At 27.5% G+C, this 18,197-nt stretch carries 17 protein-coding genes; 6 read left to right on the forward strand and 11 right to left on the reverse strand.

What is annotated here, in order from left to right:
* Positions 1-11: 11 nt before the first annotated feature.
* On the forward strand, positions 12-1,151 hold the full coding sequence (locus tag METOK_RS06250) for a Coenzyme F420 hydrogenase/dehydrogenase, beta subunit C-terminal domain (RefSeq protein ID WP_013867375.1): 1,140 nt from the start codon (positions 12-14) through the stop codon (positions 1,149-1,151).
* Between the two features lie 67 nt (positions 1,152-1,218).
* On the opposite strand, the gene METOK_RS06255 is transcribed toward METOK_RS06250, so the two are convergent.
* Positions 1,219-1,659 carry a DUF2666 domain-containing protein gene (locus tag METOK_RS06255; RefSeq protein ID WP_013867376.1) on the reverse strand — a complete coding sequence of 147 codons (441 nt, stop codon included), beginning with the start codon at positions 1,657-1,659 and terminating at the stop codon, positions 1,219-1,221.
* A 340-nt stretch (positions 1,660-1,999) separates the two neighbouring features.
* Between METOK_RS06255 and METOK_RS06260 the strand changes: the two genes are divergently transcribed.
* The gene (locus METOK_RS06260; RefSeq protein WP_013867377.1) at positions 2,000-2,920 is read left to right on the forward strand and encodes a manganese-dependent inorganic pyrophosphatase; all 921 of its coding nucleotides are present in this window, start codon (positions 2,000-2,002) and stop codon (positions 2,918-2,920) included.
* Positions 2,921-3,076: 156 nt separating this feature from the next.
* Here the strand turns inward: METOK_RS06260 and METOK_RS06265 are convergent, their stop codons facing one another.
* From METOK_RS06265 to METOK_RS06280, 4 genes are all read right to left on the reverse strand, one after another.
* Positions 3,077-3,691 (reverse strand): fumarylacetoacetate hydrolase family protein, encoded by a 615-nt coding sequence (locus tag METOK_RS06265; RefSeq protein ID WP_198005231.1) that lies wholly within the window; start codon positions 3,689-3,691, stop codon positions 3,077-3,079.
* A gap of 92 nt (positions 3,692-3,783) precedes the next feature.
* Positions 3,784-4,491, reverse strand: a complete 708-nt coding sequence (locus METOK_RS06270) for a peptide arginase family protein (RefSeq protein ID WP_048058080.1) — start codon at positions 4,489-4,491, stop codon at positions 3,784-3,786.
* Between the two features lie 114 nt (positions 4,492-4,605).
* On the reverse strand, positions 4,606-5,157 hold the full coding sequence (hpt, locus tag METOK_RS06275) for a hypoxanthine/guanine phosphoribosyltransferase (protein ID WP_013867380.1): 552 nt from the start codon (positions 5,155-5,157) through the stop codon (positions 4,606-4,608).
* A 123-nt stretch (positions 5,158-5,280) separates the two neighbouring features.
* Positions 5,281-6,744: an FAD-dependent oxidoreductase gene (locus tag METOK_RS06280; protein WP_013867381.1), complete on the reverse strand. Its 1,464-nt coding sequence runs from the start codon at positions 6,742-6,744 to the stop codon at positions 5,281-5,283.
* A 392-nt stretch (positions 6,745-7,136) separates the two neighbouring features.
* On the opposite strand from METOK_RS06280, the gene METOK_RS06285 reads away from it, so the two are divergent.
* The 4 genes from METOK_RS06285 to METOK_RS06300 all read left to right on the forward strand — a co-directional run bounded on the left by METOK_RS06285 (position 7,137) and on the right by METOK_RS06300 (position 11,604).
* Positions 7,137-8,387, forward strand: a complete 1,251-nt coding sequence (locus tag METOK_RS06285; protein WP_013867382.1) for an LL-diaminopimelate aminotransferase — start codon at positions 7,137-7,139, stop codon at positions 8,385-8,387.
* A gap of 160 nt (positions 8,388-8,547) precedes the next feature.
* Positions 8,548-9,810, forward strand: coding sequence for a TldD/PmbA family protein (locus METOK_RS06290; RefSeq protein WP_013867383.1), 1,263 nt, complete (start codon positions 8,548-8,550; stop codon positions 9,808-9,810).
* A gap of 129 nt (positions 9,811-9,939) precedes the next feature.
* Positions 9,940-10,914 carry a flap endonuclease-1 gene (fen, locus tag METOK_RS06295; RefSeq protein ID WP_013867384.1) on the forward strand — a complete coding sequence of 325 codons (975 nt, stop codon included), beginning with the start codon at positions 9,940-9,942 and terminating at the stop codon, positions 10,912-10,914.
* A gap of 18 nt (positions 10,915-10,932) precedes the next feature.
* Positions 10,933-11,604 (forward strand): hypothetical protein, encoded by a 672-nt coding sequence (locus METOK_RS06300; protein ID WP_013867385.1) that lies wholly within the window; start codon positions 10,933-10,935, stop codon positions 11,602-11,604.
* A gap of 44 nt (positions 11,605-11,648) precedes the next feature.
* Here the strand turns inward: METOK_RS06300 and METOK_RS06305 are convergent, their stop codons facing one another.
* From METOK_RS06305 to METOK_RS06330, 6 genes are all read right to left on the reverse strand, one after another.
* Positions 11,649-12,029, reverse strand: a complete 381-nt coding sequence (locus tag METOK_RS06305; RefSeq protein ID WP_013867386.1) for a hypothetical protein — start codon at positions 12,027-12,029, stop codon at positions 11,649-11,651.
* Positions 12,030-12,132: 103 nt separating this feature from the next.
* Positions 12,133-12,912 carry an HD domain-containing protein gene (locus METOK_RS06310; RefSeq protein ID WP_013867387.1) on the reverse strand — a complete coding sequence of 260 codons (780 nt, stop codon included), beginning with the start codon at positions 12,910-12,912 and terminating at the stop codon, positions 12,133-12,135.
* A gap of 196 nt (positions 12,913-13,108) precedes the next feature.
* Complete coding sequence (locus METOK_RS06315; protein ID WP_013867388.1) at positions 13,109-14,374, reverse strand: ABC transporter substrate-binding protein; 1,266 nt, start codon at positions 14,372-14,374, stop codon at positions 13,109-13,111.
* A 220-nt stretch (positions 14,375-14,594) separates the two neighbouring features.
* The gene (locus METOK_RS06320; protein WP_013867389.1) at positions 14,595-16,673 is read right to left on the reverse strand and encodes a PKD domain-containing protein; all 2,079 of its coding nucleotides are present in this window, start codon (positions 16,671-16,673) and stop codon (positions 14,595-14,597) included.
* The gene (locus METOK_RS06325) at positions 16,670-17,536 is read right to left on the reverse strand and encodes a hypothetical protein (RefSeq protein WP_013867390.1); all 867 of its coding nucleotides are present in this window, start codon (positions 17,534-17,536) and stop codon (positions 16,670-16,672) included. The genes METOK_RS06320 and METOK_RS06325 overlap by 4 nt, the downstream gene beginning before the upstream one ends.
* Complete coding sequence (locus METOK_RS06330) at positions 17,537-18,109, reverse strand: cellulosome anchoring protein cohesin region (RefSeq protein WP_157198884.1); 573 nt, start codon at positions 18,107-18,109, stop codon at positions 17,537-17,539.
* Between the last annotated feature and the right edge of the window lie 88 nt (positions 18,110-18,197).

Consider the following 18,197-nt stretch of genomic DNA (forward strand, 5'->3'; position numbering starts at 1 on the left):
ATGGTGGTACCATGAAATATCTCTTAGTCCAATCAACAGATGAAAATATATTAAAACATGCAGAATGTGGTGGGGCAGTAACTTCGTTATTCAAATATCTACTTGATAAAAAACTTGTTGATGGAGTTTTAACCCTAAAAAAAGGAGAAGATGTTTATGACGGAATACCTACTCTTGTAGAAAATTCAGAGGAATTAATACAAACATGCGGTTCATTACACTGTGCTCCAACAAATATTGCTAAAATTATAAGCAAATATCTATACGATTTAAAGTTAGCAGTAGCTGTAAAACCATGTGATGCTATGGCTATAAAGGAGCTCGAAAAAAGGTATCAAATAAATAAGGATAATATCTATACCATAGGTTTAAACTGCGGTGGAACAGTTCCACCCATAACAGCCATAAAAATGATAGAATTATTTTATGATGTAAATCCTGAGGATGTTGTTAAGGAAGAAATAGATAAAGGAAAATTTATAATTGAATTAAAGGATGGAACAGAAAAAGGAATAAAAATAGATGAATTGGAAGAAAAGGGATATGGTAGAAGAAAAAACTGTCAAAGATGTGAATTAAAAATACCAAGAAATGCCGATATCGCCTGTGGAAATTGGGGGGCAGAGAAAGGATGGACTTTTGTTGAAGTGTGTTCAGAAAAAGGAAGAGAGTTAATTGAAAGTGCTGAAAAAGAAGGATATATTAAGATTAAAACCCCATCTGAAAATAACATTAAAATCAGAGAAAAGATTGAAAAAATTATGATTAAATTATCCAAATCATCTCAAAAGAAACAGCTTGAAGAGGAATATCCATCCATTGAAAAATGGAATGAGTATTGGAACAGATGTATAAAATGCTACGGTTGTAGGGACGTCTGTCCAATATGTTTCTGTAAGGAATGTGTTTTAAATGAGGATTATGTAGATAAAGGAAAAATTCCACCAGACCCTATAATGTTCCAAGGTATAAGGCTATCCCACATGAGTTTTAGCTGTGTAAATTGCGGTCAGTGTGAGGATGTCTGTCCAATGGAGATTCCATTGAGCTGTATATATCATAGAATGCAGTTAAGGTATAGAGACACTGTTGGATTTATACCTGGTGTAGATGATGAGCTCCCTCCAATGTATGGTTCGGAAAAGGAGTAATTAGTTAATGATTAAATGATTTTTATTTATTATTGATATTTTTTATTTAATCTTTTTTATTTAATTTTTAATCACTGCTTTTTTCTATGTATTTATCAATTAATTTAGTGTCTAATTTTGTTTTTATACCTAATCTTTCTAATATAATATTATTCAATATTATTTTCAATATCTCTTTACCTTCTTTTAATTCCGTTATATTATTTAATTTTCTTGTTGTTGATGGAGATTTTAATTTTGAAAGTGCATTTGCTATATCCTCCTCTTTAACTCTACCTTTTTTCTTTTGATATATTTCATCAGCCATTTCTTCGATTTTTTTTATATCAAATGGAAGGAATTCCAATATCTTCTTATTAATGGTTTTGTCAATGGAATTTAAAAGCCTTGCAATTTCAATGTCTTCGGTGTTTTCATTAATATCCATTTTTTTAACAACAAACCATTTTCCTCTTTTTGCTCTGAATTGTATTTTTTCACCAGTTTCTATTTTTCCCTTATTTTCCATAATTTCACCATATATTCTATATAAATTAAGTTGTTATTTTAAGATTTTTTATAAAGATTTTTTATAAATATGGATTTTTCTTTTAAAATACCTTTTGGTAATAATAAATTAAAATAAATAATAATAATTAAATAAATTAAATAAATTAAATTAATACGATTTTAAGAATAGAATATTTAAGAAAATTATGTGGAGCTAACTATTTTTATATAATGTATATTAATTGGAAAAATATTTAATACATAATCATAAAATGGATAATAAAAAATAAATAAAATTAAAATAAAAAACTAAAAAACTAAATAATTGAAAATATAAAAATATAAATGGAGGAAGTATTATGTTGTATATTACAGGACATAAAAACCCAGATACAGATAGTATATGTTCAGCAATAGTTTTGGCACATTTTTTAGACGGAGCTCCGGCAAGGTTGGGAGAATTAAATCCAGAAACTGAATTTGTGTTAAAAAAATTTGGCGTTATGGAACCAGAATTAATAAAATCTGCAAAGGATAAAGAAATTATACTTGTGGACCACGCTGAAAAATCCCAAAGTTTAGATGATTTAGATGACGGAAAACTTATTGGAATAATCGACCACCACAAAATCGGCATTACCACCTCAGAACCAATATTGTATATTGCAAAACCCGTAGGTTCAACAGCAACAGTAATATCAGAACTTTATTTTAGAGGAATGATGGAATTTATCGGCGGAAAAAATAAGGAGTTAAAACCTGATTTAGCAGGATTATTACTTTCAGCTATTTTATCAGATACCATATTGTTTAAATCTGTTACAACAACAGATATAGATAGGGAGCTCGCAGAAAAACTTGCAGAAATTGCAGGTATCAACGATATATATGCCTATGGTATGGAAATGCTTAAAGCAAAATCCACAGTAGGTAGTATGGACCCCGAGGAAATTGTTAATATGGATTATAAGGACTTTGAGTTTAACGGTAAAAAAGTAGGCATTGGACAGGTTGAAGTAATAGATGTTTCAGAAGTTGAGGCAAAAAAACAGGACATATATAAGGCACTTGAAGAAAAATTCAAAGAAGGCTATGACTTAATATTGTTCCTTATCACTGACATAATGAAGGAAGGAAGCGAAGTTTTAGTTGTAGGGAATAAAGAAGCATTTGAAAAGGCATTCAATGTAAAACTAAATAATAACAGCATATTTTTAGATGGTGTGATGTCAAGAAAGAAACAGGTCGTTCCTCCTTTGGAAAAATATTATATGCAATAAATTTTATGCTGTAAATATTATATTAATAAAAATTGATTAAAATAATAAAAAAGATTAAATTATAATAATTACAATATATTAATTGAATAAATATTCGTTTTTGTTTTTTCATTTCTACATTTTAATTTTTATTTATTTTATTTATTTTTATTTCTTTTATATTACATAATTTCTTAAAATGCCAATATTTTCGATTTCTGCCTCAACTATATCGCCACGGTTTAATTTTCCAACACCAGGGGGAGTTCCTGTTGAAATTATATCATCAGGATATAATGTCATAATGGAAGATATAAATTCTATCAGTTCTTCAACGGTAAATATCATATTTTTTGTATTAGATTTTTGTTTTATTTCATCATTTACCCTTAATTGAATATCTAAATTATGAGGGTCAACATCTTTAACTAATTTTGGACCTATTGGGCAGAATGTGTCAAATGATTTAGCCCTAGTCCATTGTCCGTCTTTTTCTTGAAGGTCTCTTGCCGTAACATCATTTAATATGGTATATCCCTTGATATAATTTGATGCATCTTCTTTTTTTACATTTTTACATTTTTTGCCAATCACTACTGCGAGCTCCGCCTCATAATCTACTCGATGGGATTGTGGGGGTATGACTATTTTATCGTTATTATATATTATGGAGGATGTTGGTTTTAAAAATATAACTGGTTCTTCTGGAATTTTCATATTAAGTTCTTTTGCATGGTCAATATAGTTTAAACCTACACAGATTATCTTTGTTGGATTTATATTCAATGTCATAGTATCAAATCCTTTTTTATTATTATCTATTATTTTAATGATGCAGTATATAAATGTAATATTAAATATAATATGCATGTATATTTATAAATTTATATCTCATCGATATATTTTCTAAATATTGGTATAAGTGCATCTGCCCGCTTTGGAGTATATCGCGGTGAAATTGCCAACACAATATAGTTGAAATTCCCATTATCCTTAAAATCCTTATAAGGTATTTTCTCAAACTTTACCTTTGGTTCAAGGGATATTATGCTGTTTGGGTTATTTACATCGTTCATTTTCTTCATTTGAATATATCCACTATTCAAATTATAATCCATAAAATATTCTTTTAAAAGGTCATTTCCACCTTTTGGATGGGTAATATAAGTTAATTTACTTATCCAACTATTAGCAATTGAAAATGCCAAATAATTTCCTTCACATATATATTTTGGATTAGGATTATCTCGTTCATTTAATGGTTTATGAAGGAGCTCCTCCATGATATATTTATAAGACAGGTCTCCCAATCCCAAGTCAGCATGGGCATCGATATGCACAACCTCAAATGGTAGGGTGAGCTCACCTCTGTATATGAGCTCCCTCCAAAAGTAAAATGCCTCATGATGTTTTTTGATAATTCTACCTTTAATTTTATTATCTGATGATAATCCACATCTATTTTCTAAAAAATCAATTACTTTCTCTTTTTTCCAAGGTATGTACTCCTTTTCATTTAATCGTTTATTGTCCTTTTTCCAAAACATTATTTTGTTTAAAAAGAAATCTAAATCTATATCTAATATTCTCATAGCTCCCATAAAATCCCAAAAAAATAATTATTTAATTTTATATTTATTTTTTTATTTTATTTTTATTATTTTCATTTAATTTATTTTATTATATATATGTTATTTTTATAAAATTTATAAAATTACGACTTTTCCATTCACTACATCTATTTTAACAAGAGTTTTTACATCATAACCTGTTTTCTCTTTTACCTCTTCCTTACCATTTCCTCTTTCAATTACGCAAACAATATCTTTTATATGGGCTCCTGCTTTTTCCAAGGCTTTGATTATTGCCACCATTGTTCCTCCTGTTGATATGACATCATCAACTATCAAAACTTTATCTCCTTTATTAACCCCATTTAAATACAATTCACCTTTACTATATCCAGTTTCCTGATGAACAGGAATTTCCCCTTCAAGTAAATACTTCCTTTTTCTCATGATAACATAAGGTATATCCGTATATAACGATATCGTGGTTGCAATAGGTATGCCCATAGCCTCAGCCGTAACTATTTTATCAATGTCCATATCTGAGATTTTTATAATTTTCGTGGCTACTTCCCTCAACAGTTGAGAATTCATTAAAGGGACTCCATCAGTTATTGGATGTATAAAATAATTATATTCCCCTCTTTTTACAATTGGGCATGATTTTAAGGTATCCTCCAATAAATTCACAGTATCACCAGTATAGTTTTTTATGTTGGTTATTTTTATTTTACATTTTTTTATACATATACTTGATATATATTAATTTAATCTTTAAATCTTTTTATTTTTTAATTATTTTTACTTAATTTGTTATTTATTTTTATTATTTTTATTAAATGTATTGTCGAGCTCAGATAACATTACCTCAACAGAATATGCTGCCCTTGTAATACCCATACTTCTCGGGTCAGCATCTGTTCCAACAACATAAAAATTATCCTTAACCTTTGGATAAACAAAGAATTGATTAACTGCACAGGATGCCTGCTCAGGAATAGCCTCTTGAAAGTGAATCATATCTGCTTTATTTAGATTTAAACCTAGTTTATTTTCTATAATATTTAAAACTTCCTCTTTTTTTGTATTGGTAAATGAAAATCCAAGCAAATGCTTTCCATTGGGTGCTAAGCTTTTATCGTAATTTGATGTGCATGTTGCCCAGCACGGATAGTCTATCCAAACCTCTGAACCCATATATGGAAATGGATTTTCTTCATGACCTATCCAAACAGTTAATGATTTTGTAAATTTTATATTTTTAAAATCCTTTTTATTTTTCTGAATTTCAGGTATTTGTGCAATATCTGGAAGATACCGAGAAGGAGCTGAATATATTACAATATCCGCATAATAGCTGTTTTTATCGGTTTCAACAATATAGCCATTTTTATGATTATTGTTATTGTTGCTATTATTATTGCTATTATCATTACTATTACTATTAGTTTCACTGCTCGTTTCAATAATTCTTTTTACCTCTTCATTTCTAATATCTGTTTTGGTTAGTGAGTATAATATGCAATTACAAATGGATTGAACTCCTCCGAGAGGATAACCCTGTGTCCAGTATCTGTTTTTATTTATAAATTTGTTGATATACTTCTTGGAGCCACTTTTTATAGATGATAAAAAACCCGCGTTTAATATATCCATGATTTTATTTCTGCTAAATTTTTTAAATAATACGGTTTTTAATGGATTTATTTTTAAATCTTTATATATAAAAGGTAATATATCATCTTCTGGTATATACCCTGCACCCGTGAATAATCTCCATAATGGTGTTTTTTTAGCATCTTCTCCGCTTAAAAAATAGCATATTGTGTTAAAAAAATCAATAGATGTTTTGCTTAAATTCATATCCTTAATTATATCATAAACGGAGGTTTCTTTTGAAAAACCGCTTGTCATTAGGTCTATTATTTTTGTAGTAATTAAAATTTTATCCTTATTTGGCACTACTGGTGTGGTTGTCCATTCCTGCATGGATACGGGAATATTGTATAATTTATCCGTTCTAATGTAGTAATCCCCATAAGGTCTAAAATTTGGAAGATATCTTGAATATTTTTTCAATAACCTTATCAACGGTCCATCGTTTAACATGGTGATGGCATGGATTCCAATATCAACAGTATAACCATCTATATATTCGCTTCTACATAATCCGCCAACTTTATCTTTTTCAAGGACTACTACATCATGACCCTTCTTTTCAAGTGCTAAGGCAGACAATAAACCCGATGTTCCCCCACCAACTACCACAATCTTCATAATTTCACCAAAATTAATAAGTATTTAAGTATTTATTTTATTACTAATATACATATAACTTGTTAATTAAATAAAAAAATATAAACAGTAATTTAGCAATAATAAATAAAAAATTATAAGTAAATGTAGTGGGATGATAATAATATATATTTAAATTTTATAAAAGTATGATTAGATATTAATCTTATCTTACAATATCAAATAATAATATTAATAATTATAATAATACTTATTATATAATCGATTATTTGATTATATTGTACAAAAAGTAAGAAGTAAGAATTAAATCAATAAATAAATAATATTGGTAATAATGTAATAAGTATAAATCAATTTAATTAAAATAATTTAAAACTATAAACTATCATAATAAAACATATACGGGTGATAATATGGAAAGCTATATCCAAAATCTGTTTGCTGAGAGAATTGGAGGAAAAAATTTTGGTAAAGAGGATGTAATATATAAGTTCGAGAAGATAAAAAGAGCAAAAAGGGAAGCTAAAAGTAGATTTCCAGATGTTGAACTAATAGACATGGGTGTAGGAGAACCAGATGAAATGGCAGACCCAGAGGTAATAGATGTATTATATAATGAGGCAAAAAAACACGAAAACAGGGGATATGCAGACAACGGTATTCAAGAATTAAAAGATGCTGCTGCTGAATATATGGAAAAGGTATATGGTGTTAAAGGTATCAACCCAGTAAATGAAGTAATACATTCAGTAGGTTCAAAACCTGCATTGGCATATATTACATCGGTTTTCATAAATCCAGGAGATATTACACTTATGACTGCACCAGGCTATCCAGTAACTGCAACACACACAAAATGGTATGGTGGGGAGGTTTATACGCTCCCATTATTGGAAGAAAATGGATTTTTACCAGATTTAGAAAGCATTCCTGAGGATGTAAAAAAGAGGGCAAAAATATTATACTTAAACTATCCAAACAACCCAACCGGAGCTCAGGCTACTGTGGAATTTTATAAGAAAGTTGTTGAATTTGCAAAGGAAAACAATATAATTGTTGTTCAGGATGCTGCTTATGGAGCTCTTACTTACAACAGCAAGCCATTATCGTTTTTATCGGTAGATGGTGCAAAGGATGTTGGTGTGGAAATTCACAGCTTCTCAAAGGCATTTAATATGACAGGTTGGAGATTGGCTTTTGTTGTTGGAAACGAGTTAATAGTGAAAGGTTTTGCAACAGTTAAAGATAACTTTGATAGTGGTCAGTTTATACCCATTCAAAAGGCAGGCATATACTGCTTAAAACATCCGGAGATTACTGAAAGAACAAGACAAAAATACGAAAGAAGATTGAAGAAAATGGTAAATATATTCAACGAATTAGGATTTGATGCTAAAATGCCCGGTGGAACATTTTATTTATACCTAAAAATACCAAAAGGAACAAAGAATGGTATTGTATTCAACAATGCTGAGGAGTTTTCACAATATTTAATAAAAGAAAAACTTATTTCAACTGTTCCATGGGATGATGCAGGAAGCTTTGTAAGGTTGGCTGCATGTTTCTCAGCATTTAAAGACGGAAAGGTATCAGAAGAGGAGGAAGACAGAGTATTAAATGAGGTAAAAAGGAGATTATCAGAAATTGAATTTGTATTTGAATAAAAAAAGAACTAAGTAATACATTATTTTATAATATTAGTGTCTAAAATGGTATATTATATATTATTATATAGTTATATTATAAAATATTATAAAATTATTTTTATTTAAATTTTTATTTAAATTTTTAATTTTTATTTTTAAAAGATTTTTAGGTGTTATTATGGATAATGATTATTTAATAGATAAAATATTAGAAATTGGGGAAAAAAATGGTTTTGAAGTGGATATTTTTTTATCAAAATCAGAAAGCACAAGTGCAGATTTGGATGGAGATAGCTTAGATAGTATTGAAGAAAATAAGGATTTTGGCATTGGAGTTAGGGTATTAAAGGATAATAAAATAGGCTTTGCATATTCATCCGATGAAAATGAGAAGGTGATATATAAAGCCATGGAAAACCTTGTTCTAGATAAATATACAGATTTTCCAGAGCTCGCAAAAAACTACCCAAATCCAAGTGGTATATTCTATAAAGATATACTAAATATGGACGAGCAGGAGCTCATAAGTGATTTAATTACTATGGAAGATATATTGAAAGAAAGTGATATTACTATTACAGGTGGTGGCATAGGCAAATCCTACGAATACAATAGGATAGTAAATTCAAAAGGATTGGATATTGGAGAGGAATTTACATACTATTCAGCATCAATTTCTGGGATAAAAGATGGTGAAACTGCCTATGACTATTTGACAAAAACTCACAGATTCAATGTCGAAGAAATGGCAAATAAGGTTAAAGAATTACTAACCTTACCACAAGGTATTAAAACAGAATATAAAGGAAATATTGTATTAAATACAAAAGCTTTAAACTCTCTTTTGGGATATACTCTTATACCTTCCTTCAATGCTGAGAATGTCCAAAGAAAAAGGTCTGTTCTTACTGGAAAAATTGGAGAAAAAATATTTGGAGATAATATCAATATCATCGATGACGGAACTTTAAATAATGCACTTTACTCTGCCAAGGTTGATGGTGAGGGAACACCCACAAAAAGAACAATTCTCGTTGAAGATGGAGTTTTAAAGAATTATTTGTATGATATAAAAAGGGCAAATATAGAAGAAGGAAAAGAATCTACGGGAAATGGAATGAGGGGATACAGCAGTTTGCCAAGTGTTTCAGCTTCAAATTTTATTATAGAACCCGTTGAAAAAATTGATGATTTTGATGAATATTTATGCATAAATAATTTAATCGGAGCTCATACTTCGAATCCTATCACAGGGGACTTTTCAGTAGAAATAAGAAACAGTTATATAGTGAAAAACGGCGAAAAGATACCAGTTAAAAAAGGTATGCTTTCTGGAAATATATTTGAAATTTTTAAAGATGCCATACCATTGGATAATGTTGAACAGCGTGGAAAGCTTATTTCACCACCATTGCTTATTAATGGAAAGATAATTGTATAGTTTATAGGTATAACTAAATAATAATAGTTAAATAATAGCTAAATAACCAAATGATTAACATATATGATTAATATAAATACTATAATTTTTATATAATTTTATATAAATTTTAAACATTCGGTGAATAGAATGGGAGTGCAATTCAATGATTTAATCCCTAAAAAAGAAATATCTTTAAAGGATTTAAAAAACAAAACCGTAGCAATAGATTCTATGAATATTTTATATCAATTTCTATCAAGTATAAGATTAAGGGATGGGAGTCCGCTTAGAAATTCAAAGGGGGAAATCACTTCAACATACAACGGCATATTCTATAAAAATATATATATGCTTGAAAATGATATTACACCTATATGGGTATTTGATGGAAAACCGCCAGAATTGAAACATAAAACAAGGGAAGAAAGAAAAAAGGTAAAAGAAAAAGCAATGGAAGAATACATCTCAGCAAAAGAAGAAGGAAATCTCGAAGATATGCAGAAATATGCAAAAAGAATTAACTATTTAGAGCCAAAAGTTGTGGAAAATTCAAAAAGACTTCTAAATTTAATGGGCATACCATTCATAAATGCACCATCAGAAGGAGAAGCTCAGTGCTCATATATGGCAAAAAAAGGAGATGTCTATGCAGTTGTAAGTCAGGATTACGATGCTTTATTATACGGAGCTCCGAGAACTGTTAGGAACATCACAGCATCAAACAAACCATTGGAGTTAATCGAACTTGATGAGGTTTTAGGAGCTCTGAATATAACACTTGATAATCTTATAGATATGGCTATATTAATAGGAACAGATTATAATATAGGCGGTGTTAAAGGCATAGGTCCAAAAAAGGCATTGGATATAGTAAAAAATAATAAAATGGGGGAATATATAAAAAACATTGAAAACTATGAAGTTATAAAAAATATATTTAAACATCCAAAAGTAACGGATGAATATAGTTTAAAATTAGGAGCTCCCAATATTGAAGAATTAAGAAAATTTTTAATTGATGAAAATAATTTTTCAGAAAATAGGATATTGCCATCCCTTAAAAAGTTGGAAAAAATAGTTAATAAGAAAAAAAGTCAAACCACTATTGAATCATGGTTTTAAATTTATTTAAGTGATAATATGATTAAGGTATATCGATTAGACGGAGTTTCGGGGATTATTATTTTATTGTTATTGATTATTTTATTAATAATACTGGCAATAATATTATCTCCCTTGTTTATTGGACTAATCCTATTAATATTGATTTATTTGGGTTATAAAAAATTTAAAAAATCTATAAACAGGTTTATCATGAAAATAAGAAAGAAAAAAATAAAAATAAAAAATGAATCAGAAAATGGGGAGGTAAAGATACATTTTGCTAAATCTATCTCAATAGAAGAAGAAAAAGATAATAACAGTAATAATACTACTAAAAATGTAAATGACAAAGACACTATTATAAATGTAAATAAGCCATTAATGGAAAAAGAGAAAGAAGGAATTAAAAAGATAAACGAAGAAACAGAAGAATTTATTAGATACTTGATAGAAAAAGGACTTAAATTTGAAAATAATTTATTGTATTATAACGATAAATTGGTTTATCCAGTTTATAAAAAATCCTATCCAATAAATGAGATTATTAGATTATACGATAAAGACAATAAACCTAAAACTGATGCAATAATTTTAGGATTAAAGGGAAAGCCCGATAAACCAAAATTCATATACATTATACCAACAGAACAGGCAAAGGAAAGGATGAGTATTGACGAGCTCAGGCAATATTTAATTAATAACTTGTAATATTATTATACTATTATTTATTATTTTATTTATTTTATTATTTATTATAACTTATTATTTTTATTATTATTTTTTTCATAATTTCTAAGTATTTCATAACATTTAGGTTCTTTATAATTCTTTATATTTTTTACATAGGGACAATCCTTAGGTAAAGCCTGTGCCATTATGGCTTCCATCATAGACAGGCATGTTTTTTCCTTTTTAAATCTGTCTTTATAAATTTTGCATAATTTTGTTTCTTTATCAAAATGTTTGCAGTATGTGATTACAGGGCTTTTATTTTCAGGGTCGATATATACATTTACTATACAACATCTTCCACATCTTTTGCAGAGCTCATCTTGGAAGAGCTCACCACTTATCTTAATTACCATATTTCTATCATATTTTAGTGTTTTATATTTTGAATGAAATATATCCATAATATGCCTCATATTCTTTATTTCTATAATTTTTATTTTTTTAATTTTTTATTATTTATCTAAATTCTTATTATTTTTTTAATTATTTATTTTATTTTTATTCTTATTGTTTAGCCATCTCGTTTAGGTAATTTTCCATCTCTTTATATATATTATAAATTCTTTCAGATTTTGGCAATGTATCGTATATTTTTTTTAAATAATTTCTTTCTTTTATTATTTCAAAGGTTCTATGAAAGTTTATATCATAAATCCACGCCATTTGTAGCAGTTTTAAATCATTTATTGTTTTTAATTTATCATATCCAATAATTTCCTTATTTTTTATAGCGTTATATATTTCATCAGATATGTATGGCTCATTTAGTAATCCAAGCCCTATTTTCTCGTTGTTTGATTTTTTCTCATAATAATCAATTACAACACGCCAAATATCAAGTTTATCTGCATCGCGGATTAATTTGGTGAATAATAAACTTTTAGCATCTAAATTGGAAGGTATTTTTACCTTATTATGATATTGAATTGCATTTATTATTATTTTAATATTGGATTTACCGAGCTCCTCCAAGATATTATTATTTAGAAGTATTTTTATACCTAATAATGCGTGGTCTTCGGATTTGGCATCTGAAAAGGTTTTGTATTTTGCATACTGCTCAAATCTTCCAATGTCATGGAACAATGCAATAGTTTTTGCCAAAAATATGTCGAGCTCATTTAAATTCAAACTATTGCCAATATCCACTATCTCTTTACAAACACGATAGGTGTGGTGTATTTTTAAATTTATGTTTTCTTGGTCTTTTGGATTTAAATTATAACTATTTACATAATCCTCAAACCAATTTACAAATACCGAATATTTTTGCATGATTTTCATTATTTCACTTTATATTTCTAAATTTTATTTTAATAATGTAATATTTTTAATATATTTACTTAACATTTTAAGTTATATAACTTTATTAATTATATAAAAATGAAAAATAAAAATAACTAAAATAAAACTAAAAACTAAAAATAATAGAATAAATATACTAAAATAAAAAAATAAAAGATAACTAAAAAATAAAAATTTATTGAAGTTTGACATAATATTTTAAATCATTATCTCCATTAGGAAATAATTCTGGATGAACCATTTTAGCGTAGTCTTCCATAGTTCCGATAGGGTCTTTTGCCTCCCATATATAGTAATCAGGTTTTGAAACATAGAATCTTCCAGTTTTATATGCTTTAAAGTTTTCAAAGCCTGAATTTGGATACCTATTTAGTAAATCCTGTTTTGTTTTTATATCCTTGCACTGTCTTAATATCACTACATCGGCATTTGAAGCCCTTTCCATAAATGTTTCAGTATCTATCTTTTCGGAGCCTGTTCCTGGCAAATCATTAAATGCATAATCTCCTCTAAAATTGTTTATTAATTTACTGTAATAATTCTGTGCCTCTGGAATATATGGGGTGCTTGTATCGCTGTATTTCCAGAAATTAACAACTTTTGGGTATTCTTTTGCATTTCTTGTAATTCTTACCAATTTATTTTTCTTTTTCCATGATGTTTGGAAATAATCATTTGCTTTGTCATATGCCGTTTTACCCCATAATGCAGCAGCATATTTTGTCCATTCTATTTTTCCCAGAAATGTGGGCCCATCATAGGCAAAAGCCCTTGAAACAGTAATTCCTAACTCGTTCAATTTAGTTTCCATTTCGTCATGCTGTGACCATGCTCCTAATACTACAATATCAGGGCTTGTGTTGATTACCACATCATACTTCATAGTAGATGATGTGCCAATATTTGCAACTTTGCCTTCATTGTATCTTTTTGAGAGCTCAGGTGAATATTTCAAGACTGAACTCGAAACTCCTTTTATACTATCATAACATGAGGAATCGTTTAATATATCTGCTGTTGAAACGATTGGACAGTAAAATATGGTATCAATGCTTTTTACAGGAACTCTTAGTATCTTTGCACCTTGTATATTTGGTGCTGTTGCATTTTCATTTACTAAAACAAATTTATGTCCTTTTGAATCCACTACATAACAGTATCCTTCATCCCAGTGAGGGTCCAATTGGAAGTTTTTAGCAAATATAACAGGTTCTCTATATTTATCGTAGTTTTTGAATAGATATACAACATCTGCAATATCAATGGAATTATCGCAGTTTAAATCTCCATCTTCGATAGGCACATTTCTATGCTTGAATAGATATACAACATCTGCAATATCTATGGAACCATCTCCATTTATATCGCCTATCTCTGTTCCCATTACTGATGGAACTAGTGATATTAATGTCAAAATAGTAAGTGTTAATATTCTTTTCATGATAACACCTTTTTTATTTATTAATAATTAGTATTATATTATTACTAAAATGATAATATTATAAAAATAGTATTTAAAATTTACTACTTATTTTTAAATAATTATTATCATATAAATATTATAAAAGAAAATTGTAATAATTATAAAATAAAATTTAATATAAAAAATATAAAAGATAAATAATAAAATATTACATAAAATACATAAGGAATAAGTATAATTATTTAATTTTAAATCTAATCAATATAAGCCCTATCATAAATCCAAATAGAGATACAAATGAATAATATGGAGCCATATAATTATCACTTGATGTTATGGTTTTATTTATAACATAATTTTTAACAGTCTTGACTTTATTTACTTTTAACACCACCTTTGTATTATTGAGTTTAATAATTTTTGTATAATTATTTACTTTTACTTGTGGTTTGGATGTGAATTCTATCTTTTTTTCAAAATTCCATTGGTAATATCCCATCTCAACATTATATTTTCCATTATTTTTTATAGCAGGATAATACACAACATTCCAATTAATATTGCATGATTTTGATACATTTATAGGAATAATTAGTTTTTTTGTTTCATTTGGTTTTAATGTTATATTGTACTGGGTTTTTAAAGGAGTATAATCCTTATAATCTAAAAAATTGATATATCCATTAACATTATGGGTAAGTGGATTTCTTAATGTCATATTTAAATAAACGGTTTTATTTTTATTATCGTCTGACAAGAAAGAATCTTTTGAAAAGGAATAATTCACCACATAATATTTTTTGAGTTCTATAATAGTCACTACTTCATCTGTTCCATTTAATGGGTCTTTAACAGTGCATTTTATTTTATATGTTGAATAATTCGAATACCTATGGATTGGATTTTCATCTGTTGAATTTTGCCCATCTCCAAAATTCCATATATATTTTAAATCATCGTTATCTTCATCATAACTCAGTGCATAAAAATGGACTTCATTGTTATTAAATATATTATAGGCCATTTTTAATTTTGGTGGATGATTTGTTTTTCTTTTTACAATATCTATTGTCAAATTTTTAACAGTTAGGTTTATCTTTGTATTATTGGCATATACCGATAGATTTTTAAGATATATTGTTGAAGAAATATTTTTATCCACCTTTGGGGATATTTTAAACTTTAAAATACTAAATGTTCCATTTGTTCCATTTATGAGGGAAATATTTAAATATAGATAATTATTGTTTAAAGTAATATTTGATGTGTTTATCGTATTATATATGTCAGAATATTCTGGAATTCCATAATCTGAAACATCAAATAAGGAATTATTTATAAAAATATATCCTGAAATATTTGTTAAATTTTTGTCAATATTAAATACTTTTAATTTAATTTCTTTTGAATGACCAAAAGTTATATTTGTTTTTTCATTATGTCCGGAATCTACATAGAATGCCAACCCTTTATACTCTGAGATATTTTCATGTTTTTCTTCCGTTTTTATTGTTATGTTCTTGATTTGCTCCCCATTTATCATTAAATCCACTGAAATATTATAGTTAGTATCATTAACATTAATGGGTATTTTTAAAAGATTAAATATGGTTTTATTTTCGTCCTTTTCATTTGGAATAATAAAAAATGAAATATTATTATTATGTTTTACATAGCTGAAATTATTACAAAATATATCTATTAGAGTAGGATTATTTTCTATTGTTATGTTCTTGAATGAAATGATACCTGAAATATTCTTTATAGGAGTTTTTGCCCCAGTTATAGATAAAACTGCATCGATATTTTTATTCAGTTCAAAATCTTTCAATGCAATGATTCCTAAAGTCTGGTTTAATGGATTTATTGTTATATTTGAGTTTTTTAAAGTTATATCATAATTTACACCATTTGCATCAGATACGGAAGTTTGAGTTAAATCCACTGAATCATTTCCATCCTTTAAAGCTTTAAATGATAGGGTTGCTATTGTGAAGTTTCCGTATGGGGGGTTATTAAACCATATTAAGCTTATTTTTCCCTTAGAAATATCCACTGTTTTTAGGCTAGCAGTATTGGATGTATTGCTTAATACAATATTTGTTAAATTTAAAAGATTAGTGTTATAATGTATTTTAGTTTCAAACCCAGCACATTTTTTATCAGAAGGAATATTTTTTACAACCAAATCTAAATTAATAGTATCTCCAACATTGGCTGATATATTATTTGGGGTTAACTCTACGGATACATTTTCACCAAATACACCAGATATAAGAATAAAAAAAGATAAAAATAATATTATTGCATATTTCATAGTATCATCCTTCTAAATATTAATCCAAATATAATTCCAGATAATATACTCCCGATAAAAATAGATATCAATAAATTATAATTTAGACTACTTTTTCCATCACTGTTTATTATAACGGTTATATTTGGCTTCTCCTCCGAAATATTTACCTCTTTTACAATAATTTCAGGCATACTTTGGTTTGTAATGATATTTATTTTATTAATTGTTGTTGATGAAGAGGATGAAACTGTATTTTCATTTAATTCTCCATTTAAATTAGTAGAACCTGTGTAATTTCCTGTTTTTTTAATATTTACTGTGGCTCCATAAAATTTGGTGTCGGGGTAGGGCACTTTACTACCTGATTTTCCACCATAATCAATGTAATATTGGTTATGACTATCGTATTTAATACCATATTCGGAGCTCACCTTACCACTAACATTTAAGTTCGTTTTTCCCTTTTTAATTGGGTTAAATACTATTGTTCCTAAGTTTATACTACTGTCGTATATAGGTTCATCAAACATTATGGATAAAAAAAAAGTTCCATTTTCGAAGTGATATTCCTTTATCTTAACATCCTTATATTTATCGCTCCAATTAAAACCTATGGGGCTTAAATAATCATTTGAATAATTTATGCAAATATCTACACCTTGACATCCTCCATCTTTTATTTTTGAGTCATCATAACCTGAGGGCATACCTAAACTTTCCTTTGGAGGTATATTTTCAACTGTAATATTAAACTTTACCAAATTTCCATCTGTTTCTATATTATCAGGAGTTAATTTTATAACTACATCATTTAATGCGAAATTTTCAGAAATTAACATCAAAAAAAGGAGAGGAATAATTAATAATTTATTCACTTTCATTTAACCACCAAGTATAGATTTTAAGAAATTTGTTAGGGCATTAATTAAGGATGATAAAAAATTTCTATTAGAGGAGGATTGAATATCATTTCCATTATTGCTATTATTGATTATTAATAAATTAATAGTTTTTTCATCAACAGGTATCTTTTCTCCATTTTTGTCAGAGGCTACTGCTTCAAATGTAAGCGATAAATTACCGCTTTTTAATGCTACTGCTTTTATAGTCATTAAATGAAAATCTGAATTTAAAGGCTTGTTAAAACTGATAAATTTAATAGATACTGATGAATTTTTTTTATCAATACTATAAAATTTTCCTGCTTCTTTTTTTATCTTTTCATTTCCTTTGACATTTATTATTTTAATGTAGTTTTCTTTTCCAAAGGGGGGTTTCATTGCACATTCAAAACCTGTTATATTATTAGCCATTGGATTGACATTTACATTAATGGTAAAATTATCTCCTTCATTGACTTTGCTTGGCATATCTACATTTAAATGGATATTGTTTGCCAATACAATAGGTGTGGATAATATACACATAATAATAAATAAAATTATTTTTTTCATATACCATCACCATTTCATTACTATAATTCATAATGTCCAACCATGTAATAAACATATTTTTATATAATATAAATTAAACCGTAATCTA

Origin of the sequence: Methanothermococcus okinawensis IH1, assembly GCF_000179575.2 — an archaeon.
Classification (GTDB): Archaea; AGJL01; Methanococci; order Methanococcales; family Methanococcaceae; genus Methanofervidicoccus; species Methanofervidicoccus okinawensis.